This window comes from Pseudomonas sp. FG29 (genome assembly GCF_057809355.1).
On record NZ_JBMDJU010000012.1, the window covers coordinates 110,585 to 132,815 of the forward strand.

Consider the following 22,231-nt stretch of genomic DNA (forward strand, 5'->3'; position numbering starts at 1 on the left):
CTCCTAGGTTCGAATCACGTGGCCGCTGGCGGGCAGCGGCTGGCCATCCAGCATTGCGCCTTGAGCGCCAAGACGCAAGCGGCCCTCGGCGAACCAGCGTACCGCCAGCGGGTAGATGCGGTGTTCCTGCTGGTGCACGCGGCTGGCCAGGCGCTCGGCCGTGTCGTCTGCCAGCACGGGCAGCACAGCTTGTACGACCAGAGGGCCACCATCGAGTTCCTCGGTCACGAAGTGCACGCTGCAGCCGTGCTCCGTATCGCCAGCTTCCAGGGCGCGTTGATGGGTGTGCAGGCCCTTGTGGCGAGGCAGCAGGGACGGATGAATGTTGATCAGACGTCCGCTGTAGTGCTTGACGAAACCCGGGGAGAGGATGCGCATGAAACCGGCCAGCACCACCAGATCGGGCTGGTGGGCGTCGATGGCCTCGATCAATGCGGCATCGAAGGCTTCGCGGCCGTCGTAGTGCTTGTGATCGAGTACGCGGGTGGCAATGTCGGCCTGCTGCGCGCGCTGCAGACCGTAGGCGTCCGCGCGGTTGGAAATCACCGCGCGGATGCGTGCCGGGTTGTCGTCATGCGTGCAGCTGTCGATCAGCGCTTGCAGATTGCTGCCTGATCCGGAGATCAGGACGACGACATTGCAGGGCATCAGTGAGCTTTCAGGTTGTTCAGTACGACCTGTTCGGCACCGTCGGCGGCCGCGGCGATCTGGCCGATGACCCAAGGTTGCTCGCCGCTGGCGCGCAGGCTGCTCAGAGCGGCTTCGACCTGATCCTGAGCGACGCAGATGACCATGCCGACACCGCAGTTCAGCACGCGGTGCATTTCATGCTCGTCGACGTTGCCTTGTTCCTGCAGCCAGTCGAACACGGCTGGGCGATTCCAGCTGGCCACGTCGATCACCGCCTGGGCGCCTTGCGGCAGTACGCGCGGGATGTTGTCCAGCAGGCCGCCACCGGTGATGTGAGCCATGGCCTTGACCGCGCCGGTTTCCTTGATCAGCTTGAGCAGCGGCTTTACGTAGATGCGGGTCGGCGCCATCAGCAGGTCAGCCAGGGCCTTGCCGTCCAGTTGCACCTGCTCGATGTCGGCGCCGGAGACTTCGATGATCTTGCGGATCAGCGAGTAGCCGTTGGAGTGTGGGCCGGAGGAGGGCAGGGCGATCAGCGCGTCGCCGGTGACGACCTTGGAGCCGTCGATGATTTCGCTCTTTTCCACCACGCCGACGCAGAAACCGGCCAGGTCGTAGTCTTCGCCTTCGTACATGCCCGGCATCTCGGCGGTTTCACCACCGACCAGGGAGCAGCCAGCCAGCTCGCAGCCAGCGCCGATGCCGGTGACCACGGTGGCGGCGACGTCGACGTTGAGCTTGCCAGTGGCGTAGTAGTCGAGGAAGAACAGCGGCTCGGCGCCACAGACCACCAGGTCGTTGACGCACATGGCGACCAGATCCTGGCCGATGCTGTCGTGCTTGTTCAGGTTCAGCGCCAGGCGCAGCTTGGTGCCGACGCCGTCGGTGCCGGAGACCAGCACCGGCTGCTTGTAACCGGCCGGGATCTCGCACAGGGCGCCGAAGCCACCCAGGCCACCCATGACTTCCGGACGGGCAGTGCGCTTGGCCACGCCTTTGATGCGCTCGACCAGGGCTTCACCGGCATCGATGTCGACGCCTGCGTCCTTGTAGCTGATGGAGGGTTGCTTGCTCATAGATCCGGGCCTTTGAATGGGGAGTTCGGGTAGCGCCGACATGGCGCAGGCTCATCCAAGGAGCCCGGCGCGCCTACCGGCTGGCGAAGGCGCGCGATTTTATCAGGCTTGCCCGGTAGCGGCCACTCACGCGCATGCGCTTCGTCGCGCTCGGCATCGCCGGTTGCCCGGTCGTCAGCGGCTGTTTAAGGTATAGGCCCTTCACGGCCCCGCGCCGTCGTTCCTTCTGCGAGAGCCCATCATGCGTCCGTTCCTCCGTCCATTGCTGTTCTGCCTGTCGCTGCTCTGCCTGCCTGTCATGGCGGCGCCGGTCAGTGGCTTGTATCAGGTGCGTGAGCCGGTTGCCGATCAGGAGCCTGCCAGCCGCGACGAGGCCATGCAGCGGGCGCTGCAGACCCTGGTGCAACGCCTGACCGGCGATGCCAAGGCCGTGAACAATCCGGGGCTGGACGGGCTGCGCAAGGATCCTCAGCAGATCGTCAGTCAGTTCGGCTATGAGGGCGACGCACTGATGGTGGACTTCGATCCGGCCAGCACCGAACGCCTGCTGCGTGGCGCCGGACTGCCGCTGTGGGGCGCCAATCGCCCGGCCATCCTCACCTGGTGGCTCAACGAGACCAGCGATGGCAGCCAACTGATCGGCGAGAGCCAGGCGGAGGCCGCGCCACTGCGCGACGCCGCTCAGCATCGCGGGCTGCCGCTGCGCCTGCCGATGGCCGATCTCAGCGAGCAACTGGTGGCCACTCCGGAAGGTCTCGCGGCCAATGATCCGCAGGCTCTGCGCGATGCCTCCGAACGTTATGGCGCGGACGCGCTGCTGGCGGTGCGGGCAACGCAGCGCGATGACAAGTGGCAGGCGCAATGGCGCCTGTGGATCGGCGAGGAGCGCGAGCAGGGCAGTGTCGAGGCTGCCGATCAGGCCGCCCTGGCCGATGCCGTGATGCTGGCGGTCAACGAGCGCCTGGCGCCGCGTTTCGTCATCAAGCCGGGTGCTGCGCAAAGCCTGACGCTGGTGCTCGACGGTGCCGATCTGAACCGTTTCGCGGCCGTCGAGCGCCTGCTCGAGCCGTTCGCCCCGCGCCTGGTGGCAGTCAACGGCAAGCAACTGACCTATCAGGTCAGCGCCAGCGCCGATCAGTTGCGCGCCCAATTGGCTCTGGGCCAGTTGCAGGAAGAAGCGGCGCCGCAAACCGCGCCGACACCGGCGCCCGCCGCCGCTGGCCAGGCCCCGGGTGCTCCGGTTTCCACGCCTGTGCAGCCAAGCAACAACGCCCTGCATTTCCGCTGGTAAACTGCCGCGCTCTGGCCGTCCGGCCGGAGCGCCTGTGTGGCGCGCCCCGATACCAAGGAGCCGAGGATGACCGATTCCACTCGCTGGCTATGGATGGCTGGGCTGTTTCTGCTCGGCTGGTTGCTGTATCTGCTGCACCCGATTCTTTCGCCCTTTCTGGTCGGCATCCTGCTGGCCTACATGGGTGATCCGCTGGTCGACCGTCTGGAGCGCTATCGCCTGTCGCGTACCGGCGGTGTGGTGGTGGTCTTCGCCCTGTTCACACTGGCCTTGCTGATCCTGTTGCTGGTGTTGGTGCCGATGCTGGGGCGGCAACTGGTGCGCCTGTATCAGTTGGCGCCGGAAATGCTCGACTGGCTGCAGGGCACGGCCTTGCCCTGGTCGCAGTCGCACCTTGGCGTGAGCAACGACGTGTTGCAGGTCGATCAGCTCAAGCAGGTGTTCTCCGACAACCTCGGCAAGACCACCGACGTGCTCAAGACCGTGCTGGCCCAGGCGACGTCGTCGGGCCTGGCACTGCTGGCCTGGCTGGGCAACCTGCTGCTGATTCCGGTGGTCAGCTTCTACCTGATGCGTGACTGGGATTTGCTGGTCGAGCGCCTACGCCGCCTGCTGCCGCGCCAGCGCGAAGGACTGGTGGTCAAGCTGGCGGGTGAGTGCCATGAAGTGCTCGGCGCTTTCCTGCGAGGGCAACTGATGGTGATGCTGGCACTGAGTGTCGTTTATGCCGTTGGCCTGATGTTCGTGGGCCTGGAGCTGGGGCTATTGATCGGCGTGCTGGCTGGCCTGGCGAGCATCGTGCCGTACATGGGCTTTATCGTCGGCATCGGTGCGGCGTTGACCGCCGCGCTCTTCCAGTTCGGCCTCGACCCCTATCCGCTGATCGGCATTGGGGTGGTGTTCATGATTGGCCAACTGCTCGAAGGCATGGTGCTGACCCCGCTGCTGGTGGGTGATCGCATCGGCCTGCATCCGGTGGCGGTGATCTTCGCCATCCTCGCCGGTGGCCAGCTGTTCGGCTTCACCGGGGTGCTGCTGGCCCTGCCGGTGGCGGCGGTGATCATGGTTCTGCTGCGCCATGCCCATGATTTGTATAAACTTTCCGGCCTTTACGGAGAGAACAGCGGTTCCCACGAGCCCCCGACATGAAACCCATCCAGCTTCCCTTGGGGGTGCGTCTGCGCGACGACGCCACCTTCGCCAACTATTACCCTGGTGCCAATGCCGCGGCCCTGGGCTATGTCGAGCGTCTGTGCGAGGCCGATGCGGGCTGGACGGAGAGCCTGATCTACCTGTGGGGCGCCGAAGGTGTTGGGCGCAGCCACCTGTTGCAGGCAGCGTGCTTGCGCTTCGAGCAGCGTGGCGAGGCGGTGGTGTATCTGCCGCTGGGCGAGGTGGTGCAGCATGGCCCGGAGCTACTCGACAACCTGGAGCAGTGCGAGCTGGTCTGCCTCGATGATCTGGATGCAATCGCTGGCCGCAGTGATTGGGAAGAGGGCCTGTTCCACCTGTTCAATCGCTTGCGTGACAGCGGTCGGCGCCTTTTGCTGGCCGGCACCATGTCGCCGCGCGAATTGCCAATTAAACTGCCTGACCTCAAGTCGCGGCTGACCCTGGCGCTGGTATTCCAACTGCACGAACTGTCCGACGAAGATAAGTTGCGTGCCCTGCAGCTACGCGCATCGCGCCGTGGCCTGCAGATGAGCGACGAGGTCGGGCGTTTCATCCTTACCCGTGGCGAGCGCGGCATGAGCGCACTGTTCGAACTGCTCGAACGCCTCGATCAGGCCTCGCTGCAGGCACAGCGCAAGCTGACCATTCCTTTCCTCAAGGAAACCCTGGGCTGGTGAAGAGCTGCAGCTTCAAGCTGCAGAGCGTAGCCTGGATGCAATCCGGGAACCTTCCCACGCCATCCCCGGGTTTCATCCGGGCTACGGGCTACTCGCGAACTTTATAGCTGCACAGGCGCTTCGCGAGCAGAGCTCGCTCCTGCATTCATGGCGCGCTCCGGGACTTTCTAGCTCGCGCCCAGTTCCTGCATGAACTCGGCGATTGCCTCGGCGCAGGCCTTTGGCTGCGTCTGCAGGATGAAGTGCGGGCCATTCAGGCGAATCTGGCGGATATCGCTGCAGAACTGGGGCAGCCGTTCAGCGGCTGCGCTGGCGATCAGGAGACCTTGTTAGGGGCAGAGGTGCAGGCACGGGTAATCCAAATCCTGCGACCCTTTTGCTGGCAGGTTTATAACCTGGCAATCGATACCCGCGAGTGCGTCGAGCAAGGGGCCGAAGAGGGTGCTGCTGCCGTTCATGCCAGGCAGCAGCACCAGGCGCATCAGACCTCTCCTGCCAGCTTGCGGTCGTACTGGAAGCGCCAGCGGGTATAGAGCAGGGCGCAGCAGAACAGGCCGAAGCTGATCACCGCTTCCAGCGCGCCGAACAAGGCGCGTTGTGGGTCGATGGCGGCGAGTACGCCCTGGATGAAGTAGATGTTCACCACGAAACAGATCCAGGCATGCGCGCGGGCGTTGCCCATGATCAGGCCGGGGGCGAGCAGCGCCAGAGGGATCAGCTGGATGGCCAGCACTACGCCGATGCGTGCACCGTGCAGATCGGCGAAAGCCAGGTTCCAGATCAGCAGCAGAAGCACCAGGGCGATGAAACTGAACAGGCTGAGGGCGCGGCTCAGTTTCATGCGCGGTTCGAGCCATTGCAGGCTGGGCAGGGGTTTCTTGGCACGGGCCACGGTCAGTTCTCCAGCTTCTGGGCGATGCGCGCCAGGCGCGTGCCAAGGGCGCGGCACAGGGCGATTTCATGTTCGTCGAGTGGACGCTTACCGTCGCTGCCGGCATGGTGGCTGGGGCCGTAGGGCGTGCCACCGCCTTGGGTCTGCAGCAAAGCCGACTCACTATAGGGCAGGCCGCACAGCAGCATGCCGTGGTGTAGCAGGGGCAGCAGCATCGACAGCAGGGTGCTTTCCTGGCCGCCATGCAGGCTGGCGGTGGAGGTGAACACGCCCGCCGGCTTGCCGACCAGCTCGCCGGTCAGCCACAGGTTGCTGGTGCCATCGAGGAAATACTTCAGCGGGGCGGCCATGTTGCCGAACCGTGTCGGGCTGCCGAGAGCCAGGCCGGCGCAGTTCTTCAGGTCATCGAGGGTGGCGTAGGGGGCGCCTTCGTCGGGGATGCTCGGCGCTACGGCTTCGCATTCGCTGGACACCGCCGGTACCGTGCGCAGGCGTGCGTCGAGCCCGGCCAGTTCGATGCCGCGGGCGATTTGCGCGGCCATCTGCGCGGTGGCGCCGTGGCGGCTGTAGTAAAGAACCAGGATATAGGGGGCGCTCATGCCAGTAGCTCCAGTACTTTTTCCGGCGGCCGACCGATCACGGCTCTGCCACCCGCGACCAGGATGGGGCGCTCGATCAGCTTGGGATGGCTGGCCATGGCGTCGATCAGTTGCGCCTCGCTCAGGCTGGCATCGTCCAGGCCCAGTGCTTTGTACTCATCCTCGCCGCTGCGCAGCAGTTGCCGGGCGCTGATGCCCAGTTTGCCGAGCAGGTCGCGCAGCTCGGCGGCGCTGGGCGGTGTTTCCAGATAACGCACGACGTTCGGCTGCAGGCCGCGCGCTTCGAGCAACTCCAGCGCGCCACGGGATTTCGAGCAGCGTGGGTTGTGGTAGAGGGTCAGGTCGGTCATGGGACTATATTCGGCTTGAGGTGCTGGCTATTCTAACCGCCTCCCGCGTGGATACGTGAAGGTCGCCCATGCGCCTGGTGCGACCTTTTCACGCGGCGGGCTGTCCATTGTGGTTCGGCAACTGCGTTTGCGCGGTTGTCGTGAAAGGCAGTCCATCGGCGGCCCGCTGGGTCGATCACAGTTGTGCAAAAGGAGAGGGCATGCAGCATCGACTGCGGGATTGGCTGGATTTCTGGCGCTCCCTGTTGCAACGCTTCGTCGATGATCGTGGCACCAGCAGTGCGGCGGCGCTGACCTATACCACGCTGTTCGCGGTGGTGCCGATGATGACCGTCACCTTCGCCATGCTCTCGGCCATCCCGGCTTTCCAGGGCGTGGGTGAGGATATCCAGACCTTCATCTTCCACAATTTCGTGCCGTCCACGGGCGAGACAGTGCAGCAATACCTGCGTGAGTTCACCGGTCAGGCGCGGCAACTGACCTGGATCGGTGTCGCAGTGCTGGCGGTTACGGCCTTTCTCATGCTGGTGACCATCGAGAAAACCTTCAATGCCATCTGGCGGGTACGCCAGCCGCGACGTGGTATGTCCAGCTTCCTGCTGTACTGGGCGATTCTCAGCCTCGGCCCGCTGTTGCTCGGTGCCGGTTTTGCCGTCAGTACCTACATCACCTCGCTGTCGTTGATCTCCGGGCCGGACGCGGTGCTCGGGGCCAAGACCCTGCTGCGGTTCATGCCGTTGCTGTCGAGCGTGGCTGCATTCACGCTGCTCTACGCGGCAGTACCCAATATCCGCGTGCCCTTGCGTCACGCGCTGCTGGGTGGTGCGTTCACGGCGGTGCTGTTCGAAATCGCCAAGGCGCTGTTCGGCCTTTATGTACGCCTGTTTCCCGGTTACCACCTGATCTACGGTGCCTTTGCCACCGTGCCGCTGTTTCTGCTGTGGATCTACCTGTCGTGGCTGATCGTGCTGCTGGGGGCCGAACTGGTCTGCAGCCTGTCGTTGCCCAAGCACTGGCGACGGCGCCCGCTGCCGCGCTCACTGGTGTTGCTCGGCATTCTGCGTTTGCTGCTGGAGCGCCAGCAGCGCGGCGAGCCGTTGCAACACCGTGATCTGCAGGGCTCGGGCTGGCGAGTGCCCGAAGATGAATGGGGCGAAGTCATGGCGTTTCTCGAGCGGGAGCACCTGGCCTGCCGTGCCAGTGGCGGCGGTTGGGTGCTGTGCCGCGACTTGCACCACTTCAGCCTGCAGCAATTGCTGGCCAGCAGCCCCTGGCCGCTGCCGAATCTGCGCCAGTTGCCCGAACACCTCAACGAACCCTGGTATCCGGCCATGCGTCAGGCGCTGCAAACCCTGCAGGCGCAACAGGACGAGCTGTTTGGCGACAACCTGGCGGCCTGGCTGGCCGGGCGCCAGGCGTCTCAGACGACAAACTGACGGAAAATGTCAGATTGCGGCGTTGCTCCGCCAGGCATTCAGGCTGCTCTGGCCGCTATGACACAGCGCAGTGGGCCACCGCTGCGCTGGCATGCTTCTGGCTAAGGTTGCAGCAGGGCAGGATGATCGAGTGGGCAGTGAAGCATGAAAACGCGCGGACAAAGGGTCATCCATCTGCATCAGCGTGATCCGCAGGAGGCGCTGGAGCGCCTCAATCGCGTCACCGAGCTGCGCTTCAGGCAATGGCCGGAGTCGCTACTCGCTTATGTCGAACCAAGGGAGGGCGATGGCGAGACGGTGGTCGAGCCCACGCCCGCCAAGGTGCAGCCAGGCTGAGCCGATCAGGCCAGTGCCTGGCGATTCTCGCTGCTGCTCAGCTCCACGGCCTGTACGAAGAATTCCTCGACCACCAGTGTCGCCGCCGGCACCGCCGAGCGCAGGCGCACCTGCATGTCTTCGATACGCTGCTTGAAGGGCATGCGGGCAATGCCGGACAAGAGGATCTTGCCCTGTGCATTGACCTTGCCGTGATCCACCTCGACTTCCCGCCGCCGCTCGCCGTCGCGGTAACTGACCAGCAGCGACACCGGCAAGTTGGCCTGACCGGGCAACTGCAGCCAGGTGGCGATGTTGTAGTCGGCCACGCGTCCCTCGTAGGCCGTCAGTTGAGAGCGGGCGACATCGACGATCCGTGCAGGCACGGAGCCGATCAGCTTGTCATGGACGTTAAGCGACATGGGCACAGTTCCACGCTTATGGCCGAGAAAAGAAAGCACGTTTGCCGAGAATTATAGGCAGGAGGGTGCCGTGCAAACTGTGCGCTCGGCCGGTGCCGGGCGTGACCGGTCTCGCAGATTCGGCGCGTAAGGCCGTGGGTTCAGCTCAGTCGCAGTGGGTAGCGGGCCACCACGGGCGTGTCCAGGTTGCTGGCCGGTAGCGGCAGGATCGCCTGGTTGTGGACATTGGCCAGCTGCAGCCACAGGTGTTCACCCTCGACGAACTGACCGCTGGGCAGCCAGAGCCCGTGGTGCCAACCATTGCCTGGCGCGGGCGTGCTTTGCAGCACGCCAGGGTGGGTTTGTGCGCTCGGCGCGCGGCGCAACCATACCGGGCGAGGCAACCCCTTGAGGTAGCGCAGGCCCAGGTGCAGACCTTCATGGTTGAGATGCCGCCAGCGCACCAGCGCCAGGGTGGGCGTGCCGCTGGTGAGCAGCAGCACCAACTGACCGACGCACATCTGCGCGCCCTCGTTGCCGTTGCACAGCAAGCGCGCACCGCCGGCGCTGGCATCGAGCAGGGTGGCAGCGGTGCGCGGCGGCCGTTTGTCGAGCAACTGCGCATGGATCGCGGCGAGGCCAACGAGCAGATCGCACTGGCCGTCGAGTTCGGCGCGTTCATGTTTGCGCTGCTGACGACCGAGCCAGTGATGATGAACACGTGCCAGCAACTCATGTTCCGCCTGGCTTTGCAGGGGCGCCGGCTCATTCAGAGCGATCAGCAGGGCGCCCAGTTCCAGGCGGCGCAGATTTTGCGCGTTGCCCTGCGCTTGCTGATCCATGCTCAGGCAGGCCTGCGACTGGCTGAGATCGACCACCGGGTCGTCGCTTTCCTCGTCTTCTTCCCAGTCGAGCAGTCGTGCCAGACCGGCGTAAGGGGAGAGCGCGGCGAACAGCAGCAGGCATTCACCCTCGGCCAGGTGGAACGGATTGCTCAGGGCCAGCAGCAGGCTTTGCTGATAGAGCCCGCGCAGGGTGCTGGCTGGCCTGGGCTGAAAGGCGGCGGCGATGGGTTCGTCCAGGCATTGCTGATGCTCGCCGATCCAGTACAGCAGGTGGCTGTCACGCCAGACCGACGCCGGTGGCTCCTGATACAGCTGGTAATGACGCAGCATCTGCTGGGCGAGAAAGTGCTGCGCCATGTACAGGCACCAGGCCAGGTGCGGGCGTGATGGCTGACGCCCCTGGAGGATCTGCAGCAGCAGGCGTTTGAAGCCGATCGCCAGTTCTCGGCACAGGCGCACGAACAGGTTGTCGGGCGTGCTGCCTGCATCGGTGAGGGCGGCATAGTGGCGAAATTCGTCACTGAAGCTTTGCAGCGCGCGTTGCCTTTCCAGTAAGGTCACCACGCTGCGGTTGAGGTTGAACAGCAGGCCCACGATTCGTTGCAGTGCGCTGCCCAGATCCTGCTGGCGCGCCTGGGCCAGTTGTTCGACCAGATCCGCCGGTACGCCGCTGCCATCTGCGCGAATCTCCGGGACTTCCAGGCGTAGGGCATCCAGCGTCATATCAACCCCGGAAGCACGAGGATCGAGGGCATGGGCTCTCTCAGCAAGATGGTGATGGGTATCTGCGCAGGTCTGTTGCTGACCGCTTGCAGCGAGGACTTCGGGCCGGATCAGCATGGACGAAAGGTAACGGCTGACAGCCTCGATGGCCAGTGGCTGGTCATCAATTATTGGGCCGAGTGGTGTGCGCCCTGTCGCACCGAAATCCCCGAGCTCAACGCGCTGGCCACATCCCTAGAGGGGAAGGGCGCGCGCGTTATCGGGGTCAACTTCGATGGCTTGCAGGGCGAGGATCTCAAGCATGCCACCGATACCTTCGACATTCAGTTCACCGTACTGGCGCAGGATCCCGCGCCGCGCTTCGCCTTGCCGCACAACGACGCCTTGCCGGTGACCTACATCATCGATGAGCATGGCAAGCTGCGCGAACGCCTGCTCGGCGAGCAGACCGCCGCCGGTCTGCAGGCTCATTTGCAGCGCCTGCGCGGGCAATAAGCGGAGAAACACCTGCGACGGACAGTCGCGGATATCGATAGCATGCTAAGATTTTGCCTCGTTCGTTCCTGAGCCGAGTTGCAAGAGTCACTTCGATGTCCGCCACCCACCTCGTTCGTGGTACCGCCGCTTATCGGCGTGCCACCCTGGCGCTGTTCTGCGCCGGTTTTGCCACCTTCGCCATGCTCTATTGCGTGCAACCGCTGCTGCCTTTGCTGGCGGCGCACTTTCATGTGTCGGCTGCCAGCAGCAGCCTGGCCTTGTCGCTGACCACCCTGAGCCTGGCAGTGTGCCTGCTGGTTTCCGGTGCCCTGGCCGAGAGCTGGGGGCGCAAGCCGGTGATGGTCGCCGCATTGGGGCTGGCGGCAGTGCTGGGTATCGCCTGTGCCTGGGTGGAGCAATGGAGCAGCCTGCTGATTCTCCGTGCGCTGCTAGGCCTGGCGCTGAGCGGCCTGCCGGCGCTGGCCATGGCTTATGTCGGTGAGGAGTTCGCGCCGGAGTCGCTGCCTGCGGCGATGGGCCTGTATATAGGTGGTACGGCGCTTGGCGGTCTGCTGGGGCGGCTGCTGGCGGGTTTGCTCAGCGACCTCGGCGGCTGGCCCTGGGCGCTCGGTGGTATCGCCGGGCTGGGGCTGCTGGCGTTGGGGCTGTTCGTCTGGCTGTTGCCGCCTTCGCGGCATTTCACGGCGCAGCCGCTGTCGCTGCGTGGGCTGTCGCGCAACTTCGCCATGCACCTGGGCAATCCGCGCCTGCGCCGACTGTTCGCCCTGGCGTTCCTGTTGATGGGCGGTTTCGTCGCGTTGTTCAACTATGTCGGCTTTCGCCTGGCCGCTGCGCCGTTCAATCTCTCGGCGACGGTCATCGGTCTGCTGTTCGTGGTTTATCTGTTGGGCATCCTCAGTGCCGGTTGGGCGGGGCGGCTGGTGCCGCGTTTCGGCGCCCGTCAGGTGCTGCTGGGTGGGATCGCACTGATGCTGCTGGGCGTCGCCCTGTGCGCCACGCCCTGGCTGAGCGCGGCGGTGGCGGGGCTGGCGCTGTTCACCCTGGGTTTCTTCGCTGCCCATGCAGTGGCCAGCGGGCAGGTCGGCGTGCATGCGCAGGGCGCCAAGGCGCAGGCGTCGGCGCTCTATCTGTGTGCCTATTACCTGGGCTCGAGCCTGGTAGGGTACCTGGGCGGCTACGTCTGGGAACATGCCGGCTGGCTGGCGCTATTGGCCGTGCTGGCCGCGCTTTTCTTGCTTGCTGCGGTGCTGGTGCGACGCTTGTAACGAGGGAATGCCAGCCGTTCAGTAGAGGTTCAAGGAGGGTTCAGCAGGGATTCAGTAGTCTTCGCCCAGACTCGTTGGCGAGTTGATCGCAACCGCAACGAGAGGAACGCTTCGATGAAAGTCATTCTGAACCGCATCGCGCTGACGACTTGCCTGGCACTGGGCGCCACCGCGGCCAAGGCGGATGAAAACTTCCTAGGCCTGACCTGGGGGCAGACCAGCAACAACATTCAGAAGTCCCACGCGCTGAACGCCAATCTCGATGATCCCAGCCTGGACAAGGTGATCGATGGCACCGGCACCTGGGGCGTGCGTGTCGGACAGCAGCAGGCTGACGGGCGCTACTACCTCGGCTACGAGAATTTCTCCGACAGCCACGGAGGCTACAAGCTGCGCCAGCAGAACCTGTTGGCCAGCTACGACAAGTTCCTGCCGTTGGGTGACAACGGCACCAAGCTGTTCGGTGGCGTCAGTGCCGGCCTGGTCAAACTGGAGCAGGAAAGTCCCGGCTTCTCCCGTGACAGTGACGTCGGTTTGGCCGCCGGCCTGCAGGCGGGTATCGTTCAGGAACTGGGCAGCAATACTTCGATCGAAGGCGGGTATCGCTACCTGCGCACCAACGCCAGTACCGAATTGGCGCCGCATGGCGAGGGCAAGGCCGGGTCACTGGATCTGCATAGCAGCTCGCAGTTCTACCTCGGCGCTAACTACGCCTTCTGATTCGAAGGCATCTGTTGATGGGCCGGGCTTATGCCCGGCCTTCGTATAACTGAAAGAGGGGAGAGCCCGTCATGAAATTGCTGGTGGTGGAGGATGAAGCACTGTTGCGTCACCACCTATTCACTCGCCTCAGTGAAAATGGTCACGTGGTCGATGCTGTGCGTACGGCTGAGGAAGCGCTGTACCGTGCCGAGAACTTCAACCATGATCTGGCCCTGGTCGATCTCGGTCTGCCGGGCATGAGTGGCATCGATCTGATTCGCCAGTTGCGCAGCCAGGACAAGAATTTCCCGATCCTGATCCTCACCGCCCGTGGCAACTGGCAGGACAAGGTGGAAGGGTTGTCCTGCGGGGCCGATGATTACCTGGTCAAACCGTTCCAGTTCGAGGAACTGGAGGCGCGCCTCAACGCCTTGCTGCGGCGTTCCTCGGGCTTCACCAAGTCGACCATCGAGGCCGGCAGCCTGGTGCTCGATCTCAACCGCAAGCAGGCGACCGTCGACGAGCAGTCGCTGCAACTGACTGCCTACGAATACCGCATCCTCGAATACCTCATGCTGCATCACCAGCAGGTGGTGGCCAAGGAGCGCCTGATGGAGCAGCTCTACCCCGGCGATGACGAGCGCGACCCTAACGTTATCGAAGTATTGGTCGGGCGTCTGCGCCGCAAACTCGAAGGTGCGCTGGACAGCAAGCTGATCGAAACCGTGCGTGGCCAGGGCTACCTGTTCAACGAGCGCTGCAAGTGAGGCGTGCGCGCATCATTCTGCGCACGCTGCGGGCTCGCTTCCGTTCCTTGCGTTTACGCCTGATGTTGGGCACCGCTGCCCTGGCGGTGCTGTTCATGCTGCTGTTGATGCCGGTGTTGCAGGGCGTGTTCATGATGGCCCTGGAACAGACCGTGGAGAAGCGCCTGGCCTCCGATGCGGCAGCGCTGATTTCCGCAGCGCGCATCCATGACGGTCAGCTTCACATGCCGGACAAGATGCCGGACGAGGAATTCGACAACCTCGACTCGCACCTGCTCGGTTTCATCTTCGACCGCGACGGCAAGCTGATCTGGCGCTCGCGCTCTTCCCAGTACGAGCTAGTGCGTTACCTGCCGCAGTACGACGGCCGCGGCCACGAATTCGTGCGGGTGCGTGACGACAACAACGGCCAGGAGTACTTCGTCTACGACATCGAGGTGGATCTGCTGCGCGGTGATGAAACGGCGCTGAGCATTGTCACCATGCAACCGACGCGTGAGTACCAGACGCTGTTCAATGGCTTCGCCTGGCAATTGCGCCTGTGGCTGGGGCTGGCGCTGATGGTGCTGCTGGGGTTGCTGTGGTTCGGCCTGACCTGGGGCTTTCGCAGCCTGCGCGGCTTGAGCGACGAACTCGATGGCGTCGAGGCGGGAACCCGCCAGCGCCTCAGTGACGACCATCCGCGCGAACTGCTGCGCCTGACCAACTCCCTCAACCGCCTGCTCGACAGCGAGCGGCGCCAGCGCGAGCGCTATCGCGACTCCCTGGAGGATCTCGCGCATAGCCTGAAGACGCCGCTCAGCGTCTTGCAGGGCATTGGCGAAACCCTCACCGCGCAGCCGGAAAATCGTGAGCAGGCGTTGCTGATGCAGGCGCAGATCGAGCGCATGAGCCAGCAGGTGGGCTATCAGCTGCAGCGTGCCAGCTTGCGCCGCAGCGGCCTGGTGCGCCATCGCGAGCAGGTCTGGCCCTTGCTCGACGGCCTGTGTCGCTCGCTGGCCAAGGTGTACCGCGACAAACAGGTTGAGGCGACCCTCGACGTACCCGAGCACAGCCAGATCACCATGGAGCGTGGAGCGCTGATGGAGCTGCTCGGCAACCTGCTGGAGAACGCCTATCGCCTGTGCCTGCGCCAGGTGCGGGTGCGCTTGGCGCCGCTGCCGGACGGCTGTCTGCTGACCATCGAGGACGATGGCCCCGGCGTGCCAACTGACCAGCGTGCACGCGTGCTGCAGCGTGGCGAGCGCCTGGACGTGCAGAACCCGGGGCAGGGGATCGGCCTGGCCGTGGTCGAGGACATCGTCGAGAGCTACGACGGCGAGCTGAGCCTGGAAGATTCCGAACTCGGCGGGGCCTGCTTCCGTGTGCGCCTGTACGACTGAGGCGGGCTGCTTGCCAATGAGTCGCCGCTGAAGCGCCTCCCACGGTGTCGGTTCGATGTGGGAGGGGCTTCAGCCGCGACCGCTCCGATTGCCCGCCCTTTGGCGCATGGCGCAAGACATCCGAAGCAAAACCCGGATAATGGCGGCCATTTCGTTTCGCTTGCCGGTGCCGCTCCATGGAAATCAAGGTCAACTTTCTCGACAATCTTCGCCTCGAAGCCAAGTTCGATGACTTCACGGTGATCGCCGATCAGCCGATCCGCTACAAGGGCGACGGTTCGGCGCCGGGGCCGTTCGACTACTTCCTGGCCTCCTCGGCGCTGTGCGCGGCTTACTTCGTCAAGCTGTACTGCCAGACCCGCGACATCCCTACCGAGAACATTCGCCTGTCGCAGAACAACATCGTCGACCCGGAGAACCGCTACGCGCAGATCTTCAAGATTCAGGTCGAGCTGCCGGCGGACATTTCCGAGAAGGATCGCCTGGGCATCCTGCGCTCCATCGACCGCTGCACCGTGAAGAAGGTGGTGCAGCAGGGCCCCGAGTTCATCATCGAGGAGGTGGAAAACTTCGACGCCGACGCCCAGGCGCTGCTGATGCCGGTGTCCGATACCACCACCTACATTCCGGGCAAGGATCTGCCGCTGGAGCAGACCATCGCCAACATGTCGGGCATCCTCGCGGATCTCGGGATGAAGATCGAGATCGCCTCCTGGCGCAATATCGTGCCCAACGTCTGGTCGCTGCATATTCGCGACGCGCAGTCGAACCTGTGCTTCACCAACGGCAAGGGCTCGACCAAGGAGAGCGCGCTGGCCTCGGCGCTGGGCGAGTTCATCGAGCGGCTGAACTGCAACTTCTTCTACAACGACCAGTTCTGGGGCGAGGACATCGCCAATGCCGAGTTCGTCCATTACCCCAACGAGCGCTGGTTCAAGCCCGGCCCGAAGGACGCACTGCCCAAGGAAATCCTCGACGAGCATTGCCTGGCCATCTACAACCCGGACGGCGAGCTGCGCGGCTCGCACCTGTACGACACCAACTCGGGCAACACCCTGCGCGGCATCTGCTCGCTGCCGTTCGTGCGCCAGAGCGACGGCGAGACGGTGTATTTCCCGTCCAACCTGATCGAGAACCTGTACCTGTCCAACGGCATGAGCGCCGGCAACACCCTGGCCGAGGCTCAGGTGCAGTGCCTGTCGGAGATTTTCGAGCGGGCGGTGAAGCGCGAAATCCTCGAAGGCGAGCTGTGCCTGCCGGACGTGCCGCAGGACGTGCTGGCCAAGTACCCGGGCATCGTCGCCGGCATCCAGGGCCTGGAGGAGCAAGGCTTCCCGGTGCTGGTCAAGGATGCCTCGCTGGGCGGTGAATTCCCGGTGATGTGCGTGACCCTGATGAACCCGCGTACTGGCGGCGTGTTCGCCTCCTTCGGCGCGCACCCGAGCCTGGAAGTGGCGCTGGAGCGCAGCCTCACCGAACTGCTGCAGGGCCGCAGCTTCGAGGGCCTGAATGACCTGCCGCAGCCGACCTTCGACAGCCTGGCGCTGACCGAGCCGAACAACTTCGTCGAGCACTTCATCGACTCCAGCGGCGTGGTGTCGTGGCGCTTCTTCGGCGCCACGCCGGACTTCGAATTCGTCGAGTGGGATTTCTCCGGTGAAGGCAGCGATTCCAACGAGCAGGAAGCCGCGACCCTGTTCGGTATCCTCGAAGACATGGGCAAGGAAGTCTACGTGGCCACCTACAACGACCTCGGCGCCAACGCCTGCCGCATCCTGGTGCCGGGCTACTCGGAGATCTACCCGGTCGAGGATCTGATCTGGGATAACACCAACAAGGCGCTGCTGTTTCGCAAGGACATCCTCAACCTGCACGCCCTGAGCGACCGCGAGCTGAAGTCGCTACTGCGCAACCTCAATAACACCGAGGTCGACGACTACACCGACATCACCACGCTGATCGGCGTCGAGTTCGACGACAACACGGTGTGGGGCCAACTGACCATTCTTGAGCTGAAGCTGTTGATCAACCTGGCGCTGAAGAAATACGACGACGCCAAGGAGCTGGTCGAGGCCTTCCTGCAGTACAACGACAACACCGTCGAGCGCGGCCTGTTCTACCAGGCAGTTAATGCCGTGCTGGAGATCCAATTGGACGACGAGCTGGAGCTGGCCAACTTCGAGCACAACCTGCGGCGCATGTTCGGCAACGAGCGCATGGACGCGGTGATCGGCTCGGTGGACGGCAGCGTGCGCTTCCATGGCCTGACCCCAACCAGCCTGGCGCTCGAAGGTCTGGACAAGCATTTGCGCCTGATCGACAGCTACAAGAAGCTACACGCCGCCCGTGCGCGCGCTGCGGGTTTGAGCTGATCGCTACTGGGCGGCCCGGTACGCGCCGGGGGTCAGCCCCGTCCATTTCTTGAAGGCGCGGTGGAACGCCGAGGGTTCGGAAAACCCGAGCTGCTCGGCGATGACCTGGATGCTCAACTCGTCGCGGCCCAGGTGGTAGATGGCCAGGTCACGGCGCAGGTGATCCTTGAGTTCCTGAAAGCTGCTGCCTTCCTCGCGCAGATGCCGGCGCAAGGTCTGCGGGCTGGTGTGCAGCCTGTGCGCGACCTGCTCCAGATCGGGCCAGCTGCGGCAATCGCGGCCGAGCAGACGGCGGATCTGGCTGATCAGGCTGTCACCGCCATCCGGGCGGGCCAGCAGGTCGGCAGGGGAGTGCAGGAGAAACTGTTTGAGCGTGCGCTCGTCCTGCAGCAGCGGCATATCCAGGTAGCGGGCATGGAACAGCAGACTGTTGCGCTCGGCACTGAAGCGCCTGGCGCAGGGGAATAGCAGGTCGTACTCGGCCGCATGTTCGGGCTCGGCGTAGGCGAAAGTGGCTTCCTCCAGGCGGATGCGCTGGCCGATCAGCCAACTGCCGAGGCGATGCCAGATGACCAGCAGGCTTTCCAGCAGGAAGTGATCCGGATCCCATAGGGCGCTGTCGTCCACGCTCAGGCGGGCCCAATCCCCTTCGATCTGCAGCGCGATGCGCGGCGCCTCGGGGAACAGTCCGTAGAACAGAGCGCCGCGCCCCAAGGCCTTTTCCAGCGTGCGGCAGTGAATGATGGCGTGGCCCATCATGGCGAAGGTGCCGCGCTTGCTCGGCTGTTTGCCGAAGCCCAGGTATTCGTCGTCCAGTGTTTCCCAGAGCCGTTGTATCAGCCGTGCGAACTGCTCGGGGGCGATCCGTGCGCGGCCTTCACTCAGGATGGCCGGTTGAATGCCGGCCTCGCGCAGGATGCCCTCGCAGGGCAGGCCATGACGCTGAGCGCCGCGCAGGGCGGCCCGGACGAAGTGGCTGGCAATGGTGCGTTCGCGCATGGCGTGCTCGTTGTTGTTTGCCGCCGATGGTAGCCATCGGTGGTGGCCGCTAACAAGTCGGTTCGTCGTGGGGTTTGCAGTGGGATATCCGCCAGGCGTGAAGAGGGGGCGTGCGGAAAACCGCCAGCCGTTGACGTGCGCTGTGAGTGATAAGCTTCTGCAAGCCTTTGAAAATAAGGGGATTTAATATTTTGTAATCTATGGCATGGCGTTTGCGATAAGGCGCTCAAGGGTGCGCAGGGCGCACCTCGACAATAAAACCCTCCGGATGGAGGGCCATCGCTTATGCAAGGCTTCATGGTGCGCTGCGGATGCTGCCATGAGTCATTGAGGTACTGCCATGACGACTGCCGTCGCCCGCCAACCCTTCTACAAGATGCTCTACGTGCAGGTGCTGTTCGCCATTGCCGTGGGCATTCTGCTCGGTCACTTCTCTCCGGAAACCGGTGTTGCGCTGAAGCCCCTCGGCGACGGTTTCGTCAAGCTGATCAAGATGGTCATCGCGCCCATCATCTTCTGCACCGTGGTCAGCGGCATCGCCGGCATGCAGGACATGAAGGCGGTCGGCCGTACGGGCGGCTACGCGCTCATGTACTTCGAGGTGGTCTCCACCATCGCCCTGATCGTCGGCCTGGTGGTGGTCAACGTCCTTCAGCCGGGTGCCGGCATGCACGTTGACCCGAACACCCTGGATGCCAGCAAGATCGCCGCCTTCGCTTCGGCAGGCGAGCAGCAGAGCACCATCGGCTTCCTGCTCAACGTGATCCCCAACACCGTGGTCGGTGCCTTCGCCAATGGCGACATCCTCCAGGTGCTGTTCTTCTCCGTGCTGTTCGCCTTCGCCCTGCAGCGCATGGGCGACTACGGCAAGCCGGTGCTGGAGTTCATCGACCGCATTGCCCACGTCATGTTCGGCGTGATCAACATGATCATGAAGGTCGCGCCGCTCGGTGCCTTCGGCGCCATGGCCTTCACCATCGGCCAGTACGGTGTTGGCTCGCTGGTACAGCTGGGGCAACTGATGATGTGCTTCTACATCACCTGCGTGTTCTTCGTTCTGGTGGTGCTGGGTGGCATCGCCCGCGCCCATGGTTTCAGCATTCTGCGCTTCATTCGCTACATCCGTGAGGAGCTGATGATCGTGCTCGGCACCTCGTCCTCCGAATCGGCGCTGCCGCGCATGCTGAGCAAGATGGAAAAGCTCGGTGCCAACAAGTCGGTGGTCGGCCTGGTGATTCCTACCGGCTACTCCTTCAACCTCGACGGCACCTCGATCTACCTGACCATGGCGGCGGTGTTCATCGCCCAGGCGACCGATACGCCGATGGACATCACCCATCAGATCACCCTGCTGCTGGTGCTGCTGGTGGCGTCCAAGGGCGCGGCTGGGGTAACGGGCAGTGGTTTCATCGTGCTGGCCGCTACCCTGTCGGCAGTCGGTCACCTGCCGGTGGCTGGTCTGGCGCTGATCCTGGGCATCGACCGTTTCATGTCCGAGGCCCGTGCGCTGACCAACCTGATCGGCAATGGCGTGGCCACCATCGTGGTCGCCAAGTGGTGCAAGGAGCTCGATGAGGACACGCTGCAGCGTGAGTTGGCGGATGGTGGTCGTAACGTACCTGTAGCTGAAAGCCCGGCTGCCGTTTCGCGCGAAACCGCTTAAGTTTTCGCTCCTGCCACGCACGGGAGTGTTTCCAGCCCGCCCATTTCGGCGGGCTTTTTATTGGGGCTAAGATTGGGCTGGCAAGTTTGTGTGAGCGTGCTTTGGTTTTCGGTGTTCAAGCTGTTTATCGAGTTTTGCTGATAGCGCCCGTTTCGCCTCCCGGCGACCTTCTTTTGTCAAACGCCACAAAAGAAGGCAAAAGGTCTTGGCCCTGACATCCGGCCCCGGCTTCGCCGGGGTTCGTTCGCTCCATCGTCACTCCGAGTGTCGGCTTACAAGGGCCGTCCCTGGCCCTTTAAGCCTCTCGCGGCATCCATGCCGCTCGCCCCTCTACGCAACGATTCCACTCACCCTCCTGAAAGGGCCATTCGCGCGCCTGAAACTATTGGCTTAAGTCCATAGCCATGTCGGTTGCTGTTGCTTCTGATAGACCACTCCAAAGAGCCTTTGGGTTACCGCTGGTTCAGGCGCGCGCAGAGCCCGCCCAGGAGGGCGAACGCAATCGTCGTGGAAGAGGTCGAGCGACATGGATGTCGCGAGAGCCGCGATGGGCCAGGGATGGCCCACCGCGGCGGGCCTCTGGAGCGGCGATGGAGTGAGCGAACCCTGGCGCAGCCAGGGCCGGATGACCGGGCGGAGGGTTTTGGTTACTTTTGCCCGCAAAAGTTACTCGCCCGGGAGGGCGAAACAAGATCGTTCAGCAGAACGCCGATAAGCAGCCTGAACACCGAAGGTAATCAAGCACTCATACAAACTTGCCAGTCCGGCATCAAGCAATCAGCCCACCCCAAGATACGAAAAACCTCTTCAACCGGTATTCCCTTCCGGCCATCAGCCGCGGGCTTGGCGAGCTTTGAGGTCATGCCGTTTGAGCGCAAGTGTCATTGAGTGGCGACGTGCCGCTGCCTAAGCTGCGTCAATGCAGGCTGGCGTGCAGCGTCATGCCAGTCGTCCGCAATTCATCGGAGGCATCATGTCCGGGCCGTTGTCATCGCTGAAAATCCTCGACTTTTCCACCCTGCTACCAGGGCCCTTCGCCTCCTTGCTGCTGGCCGACATGGGCGCCGAGGTGTTGCGCGTCGAGTCGCCCACGCGGATGGATCTGGTGCGCGTACTGCCGCCGCATGATGGCGGCACATCCACCAGCCACGCTTACCTCAATCGCAACAAACGCAGCATTGCCCTCGATCTCAAGCGCCCTGAGGCGGTGGAGGTGGTGCGCCAATTGGTGGCGGACTACGACATCGTACTTGAGCAGTTCCGCCCCAGCGTGATGGACAAGCTGGGTGTCGGCTACGAGGCGCTCAAGGCGATCAATCCCAGGCTGATCTACGTCTCCATCACTGGCTATGGGCAGACCGGCCCCTATCGCGACCGTGCCGGGCATGACATCAACTACCTGGCGTTGTCCGGCATCGCCAGTTACACCGGGCGTCGCGACAGTGGCCCGCTGCCGCTGGGCGTGCAACTGGCGGATCTCGCCGGCGGCTCGTTGCATGGCGTGATCGGCTTGCTGGCTGCCGTGGTGCAGCGTCAGGTGACCGGCAAGGGGCAGCAGGTGGACGTAAGCATGACCGATTGCGCCTTCAGCCTGCATGGCATGGCGGGGGCCGGGTATCTGGGCGCCGGTGTGGAGCCGGCCATGGAAAACCAGGCGCTCAATGGCGGCAGCTTCTATGACTATTACCGCACCCGCGATGGCCGCTGGTTCTCCGTGGGCAGTCTGGAGCCGCAGTTCATGCAGACGTTCTGTCAGGCCATCGGTCGACCGGAGCTGGCGGCGCGTGGCTTGTCACTGAAGCCCGAGGATCAGCGTGCACTCAAGCGTGAAATCGAGATCGAGTTCGAGAAGCGTGACTTCGCCGACTGGTGCGAGCGCTTCGCTGGGCTCGATGCCTGCGTGGAGCCGTTGCTGCCGCTGTCCGAAGCCCTGCAGCACCCGCAGATTCAGGCGCGTGGCCTGGTTACCGAGGTGCCGCGTGAGAATCTGTCGGCGCAGCCTCAGTTGGCCTGCCCATTGAAGTTCTCCGATGGTCTGCCGCCGCCCCGCCATGTCGGCGCCGCCGTGGGTGCACATACCGAGCAGGTGCTGGCGGAGCTGGGGTTTGATGATGCGCGCATCGAGGCGCTGCGCAAGGCACGGGTGTTTGGCTGATTCAGGGGCGGGCGTAACAG

At 63.8% G+C, this 22,231-nt stretch carries 22 protein-coding genes; 13 read left to right on the forward strand and 9 right to left on the reverse strand.

Annotated elements, in window-relative coordinates; genetic code table 11:
- Nucleotides 1–3 precede the first annotated feature (3 nt).
- Both purN and purM read right to left on the reverse strand, forming a co-directional pair.
- Nucleotides 4–648 carry a phosphoribosylglycinamide formyltransferase gene (gene purN / locus ACODS1_RS14330; RefSeq protein WP_489086174.1) on the reverse strand — a complete coding sequence of 215 codons (645 nt, stop codon included), beginning with the start codon at nucleotides 646–648 and terminating at the stop codon, nucleotides 4–6.
- Nucleotides 648–1,706 (reverse strand): phosphoribosylformylglycinamidine cyclo-ligase, encoded by a 1,059-nt coding sequence (purM, locus tag ACODS1_RS14335; protein WP_322978375.1) that lies wholly within the window; start codon nucleotides 1,704–1,706, stop codon nucleotides 648–650. Before purM ends, purN begins: the two co-directional genes overlap by 1 nt.
- Nucleotides 1,707–1,947: 241 nt before the next feature.
- Here purM and ACODS1_RS14340 point away from each other — a divergent pair, with 241 nt between their 5' ends.
- The 3 genes from ACODS1_RS14340 to hda all read left to right on the forward strand — a co-directional run bounded on the left by ACODS1_RS14340 (nucleotide 1,948) and on the right by hda (nucleotide 4,847).
- Nucleotides 1,948–2,997: a DUF2066 domain-containing protein gene (locus tag ACODS1_RS14340; RefSeq protein ID WP_489086175.1), complete on the forward strand. Its 1,050-nt coding sequence runs from the start codon at nucleotides 1,948–1,950 to the stop codon at nucleotides 2,995–2,997.
- A 66-nt stretch (nucleotides 2,998–3,063) separates the two neighbouring features.
- On the forward strand, nucleotides 3,064–4,146 hold the full coding sequence (locus ACODS1_RS14345) for an AI-2E family transporter (RefSeq protein WP_489086176.1): 1,083 nt from the start codon (nucleotides 3,064–3,066) through the stop codon (nucleotides 4,144–4,146).
- Nucleotides 4,143–4,847 (forward strand): DnaA regulatory inactivator Hda, encoded by a 705-nt coding sequence (gene hda, locus ACODS1_RS14350; protein ID WP_489086177.1) that lies wholly within the window; start codon nucleotides 4,143–4,145, stop codon nucleotides 4,845–4,847. Before ACODS1_RS14345 ends, hda begins: the two co-directional genes overlap by 4 nt.
- A gap of 329 nt (nucleotides 4,848–5,176) precedes the next feature.
- Here hda and ACODS1_RS14355 read toward each other — a convergent pair whose 3' ends face one another.
- From ACODS1_RS14355 to arsC, 4 genes are read right to left on the reverse strand one after another with little or no spacing between them, the layout of a single operon-like run.
- Nucleotides 5,177–5,329 (reverse strand): hypothetical protein, encoded by a 153-nt coding sequence (locus ACODS1_RS14355; RefSeq protein WP_489086178.1) that lies wholly within the window; start codon nucleotides 5,327–5,329, stop codon nucleotides 5,177–5,179.
- On the reverse strand, nucleotides 5,329–5,739 hold the full coding sequence (locus tag ACODS1_RS14360; RefSeq protein WP_489086179.1) for a DUF2069 domain-containing protein: 411 nt from the start codon (nucleotides 5,737–5,739) through the stop codon (nucleotides 5,329–5,331). Before ACODS1_RS14360 ends, ACODS1_RS14355 begins: the two co-directional genes overlap by 1 nt.
- 2 nt (nucleotides 5,740–5,741) lie before the next feature.
- Entirely contained in the window at nucleotides 5,742–6,338 is a 597-nt protein-coding gene (wrbA, locus tag ACODS1_RS14365) for an NAD(P)H:quinone oxidoreductase (RefSeq protein WP_489086180.1), read from the reverse strand.
- The gene (arsC, locus tag ACODS1_RS14370) at nucleotides 6,335–6,688 is read right to left on the reverse strand and encodes an arsenate reductase (glutaredoxin) (protein WP_322978369.1); all 354 of its coding nucleotides are present in this window, start codon (nucleotides 6,686–6,688) and stop codon (nucleotides 6,335–6,337) included. The genes wrbA and arsC overlap by 4 nt, the downstream gene beginning before the upstream one ends.
- Before the next feature lie 200 nt (nucleotides 6,689–6,888).
- Between arsC and ACODS1_RS14375 the strand changes: the two genes are divergently transcribed.
- On the forward strand, nucleotides 6,889–8,124 hold the full coding sequence (locus ACODS1_RS14375) for a virulence factor BrkB family protein (RefSeq protein ID WP_489086181.1): 1,236 nt from the start codon (nucleotides 6,889–6,891) through the stop codon (nucleotides 8,122–8,124).
- Nucleotides 8,125–8,268: 144 nt separating this feature from the next.
- The gene (locus ACODS1_RS14380; RefSeq protein WP_489086182.1) at nucleotides 8,269–8,460 is read left to right on the forward strand and encodes a hypothetical protein; all 192 of its coding nucleotides are present in this window, start codon (nucleotides 8,269–8,271) and stop codon (nucleotides 8,458–8,460) included.
- Nucleotides 8,461–8,465: 5 nt separating this feature from the next.
- Here the strand turns inward: ACODS1_RS14380 and ACODS1_RS14385 are convergent, their stop codons facing one another.
- The gene (locus ACODS1_RS14385; RefSeq protein ID WP_322978366.1) at nucleotides 8,466–8,861 is read right to left on the reverse strand and encodes a hypothetical protein; all 396 of its coding nucleotides are present in this window, start codon (nucleotides 8,859–8,861) and stop codon (nucleotides 8,466–8,468) included.
- A 140-nt stretch (nucleotides 8,862–9,001) separates the two neighbouring features.
- On the reverse strand, nucleotides 9,002–10,408 hold the full coding sequence (locus ACODS1_RS14390) for a PilZ domain-containing protein (RefSeq protein ID WP_489086183.1): 1,407 nt from the start codon (nucleotides 10,406–10,408) through the stop codon (nucleotides 9,002–9,004).
- A gap of 30 nt (nucleotides 10,409–10,438) precedes the next feature.
- Between ACODS1_RS14390 and ACODS1_RS14395 the strand changes: the two genes are divergently transcribed.
- The 6 genes from ACODS1_RS14395 (at nucleotide 10,439) to ACODS1_RS14420 (ending at nucleotide 17,394) form a co-directional block, all read left to right on the forward strand.
- A complete protein-coding gene (locus ACODS1_RS14395; RefSeq protein WP_489086184.1) occupies nucleotides 10,439–10,903 on the forward strand; it encodes a TlpA disulfide reductase family protein in 465 nt (154 codons plus the stop codon).
- A gap of 95 nt (nucleotides 10,904–10,998) precedes the next feature.
- Nucleotides 10,999–12,171, forward strand: coding sequence for an MFS transporter (locus ACODS1_RS14400; protein ID WP_489086185.1), 1,173 nt, complete (start codon nucleotides 10,999–11,001; stop codon nucleotides 12,169–12,171).
- 114 nt (nucleotides 12,172–12,285) lie between these two features.
- Nucleotides 12,286–12,891: a hypothetical protein gene (locus tag ACODS1_RS14405; protein ID WP_322978362.1), complete on the forward strand. Its 606-nt coding sequence runs from the start codon at nucleotides 12,286–12,288 to the stop codon at nucleotides 12,889–12,891.
- Nucleotides 12,892–12,962: 71 nt separating this feature from the next.
- On the forward strand, nucleotides 12,963–13,640 hold the full coding sequence (locus ACODS1_RS14410) for a response regulator (protein ID WP_489086186.1): 678 nt from the start codon (nucleotides 12,963–12,965) through the stop codon (nucleotides 13,638–13,640).
- The gene (locus tag ACODS1_RS14415) at nucleotides 13,637–15,022 is read left to right on the forward strand and encodes an ATP-binding protein (RefSeq protein WP_489086187.1); all 1,386 of its coding nucleotides are present in this window, start codon (nucleotides 13,637–13,639) and stop codon (nucleotides 15,020–15,022) included. The genes ACODS1_RS14410 and ACODS1_RS14415 overlap by 4 nt, the downstream gene beginning before the upstream one ends.
- A 176-nt stretch (nucleotides 15,023–15,198) precedes the next feature.
- Nucleotides 15,199–17,394 carry an OsmC domain/YcaO domain-containing protein gene (locus ACODS1_RS14420; protein ID WP_489086188.1) on the forward strand — a complete coding sequence of 732 codons (2,196 nt, stop codon included), beginning with the start codon at nucleotides 15,199–15,201 and terminating at the stop codon, nucleotides 17,392–17,394.
- A gap of 3 nt (nucleotides 17,395–17,397) precedes the next feature.
- On the opposite strand, the gene ACODS1_RS14425 is transcribed toward ACODS1_RS14420, so the two are convergent.
- Entirely contained in the window at nucleotides 17,398–18,393 is a 996-nt protein-coding gene (locus ACODS1_RS14425) for an AraC family transcriptional regulator (protein ID WP_489086189.1), read from the reverse strand.
- Between the two features lie 340 nt (nucleotides 18,394–18,733).
- Here ACODS1_RS14425 and ACODS1_RS14430 point away from each other — a divergent pair, with 340 nt between their 5' ends.
- Nucleotides 18,734–20,056 carry a dicarboxylate/amino acid:cation symporter gene (locus ACODS1_RS14430; RefSeq protein WP_489086190.1) on the forward strand — a complete coding sequence of 441 codons (1,323 nt, stop codon included), beginning with the start codon at nucleotides 18,734–18,736 and terminating at the stop codon, nucleotides 20,054–20,056.
- Nucleotides 20,057–21,029: 973 nt separating this feature from the next.
- Nucleotides 21,030–22,211, forward strand: coding sequence for a CaiB/BaiF CoA transferase family protein (locus ACODS1_RS14435; RefSeq protein WP_489086191.1), 1,182 nt, complete (start codon nucleotides 21,030–21,032; stop codon nucleotides 22,209–22,211).
- Nucleotides 22,212–22,231: the final 20 nt, after the last annotated feature.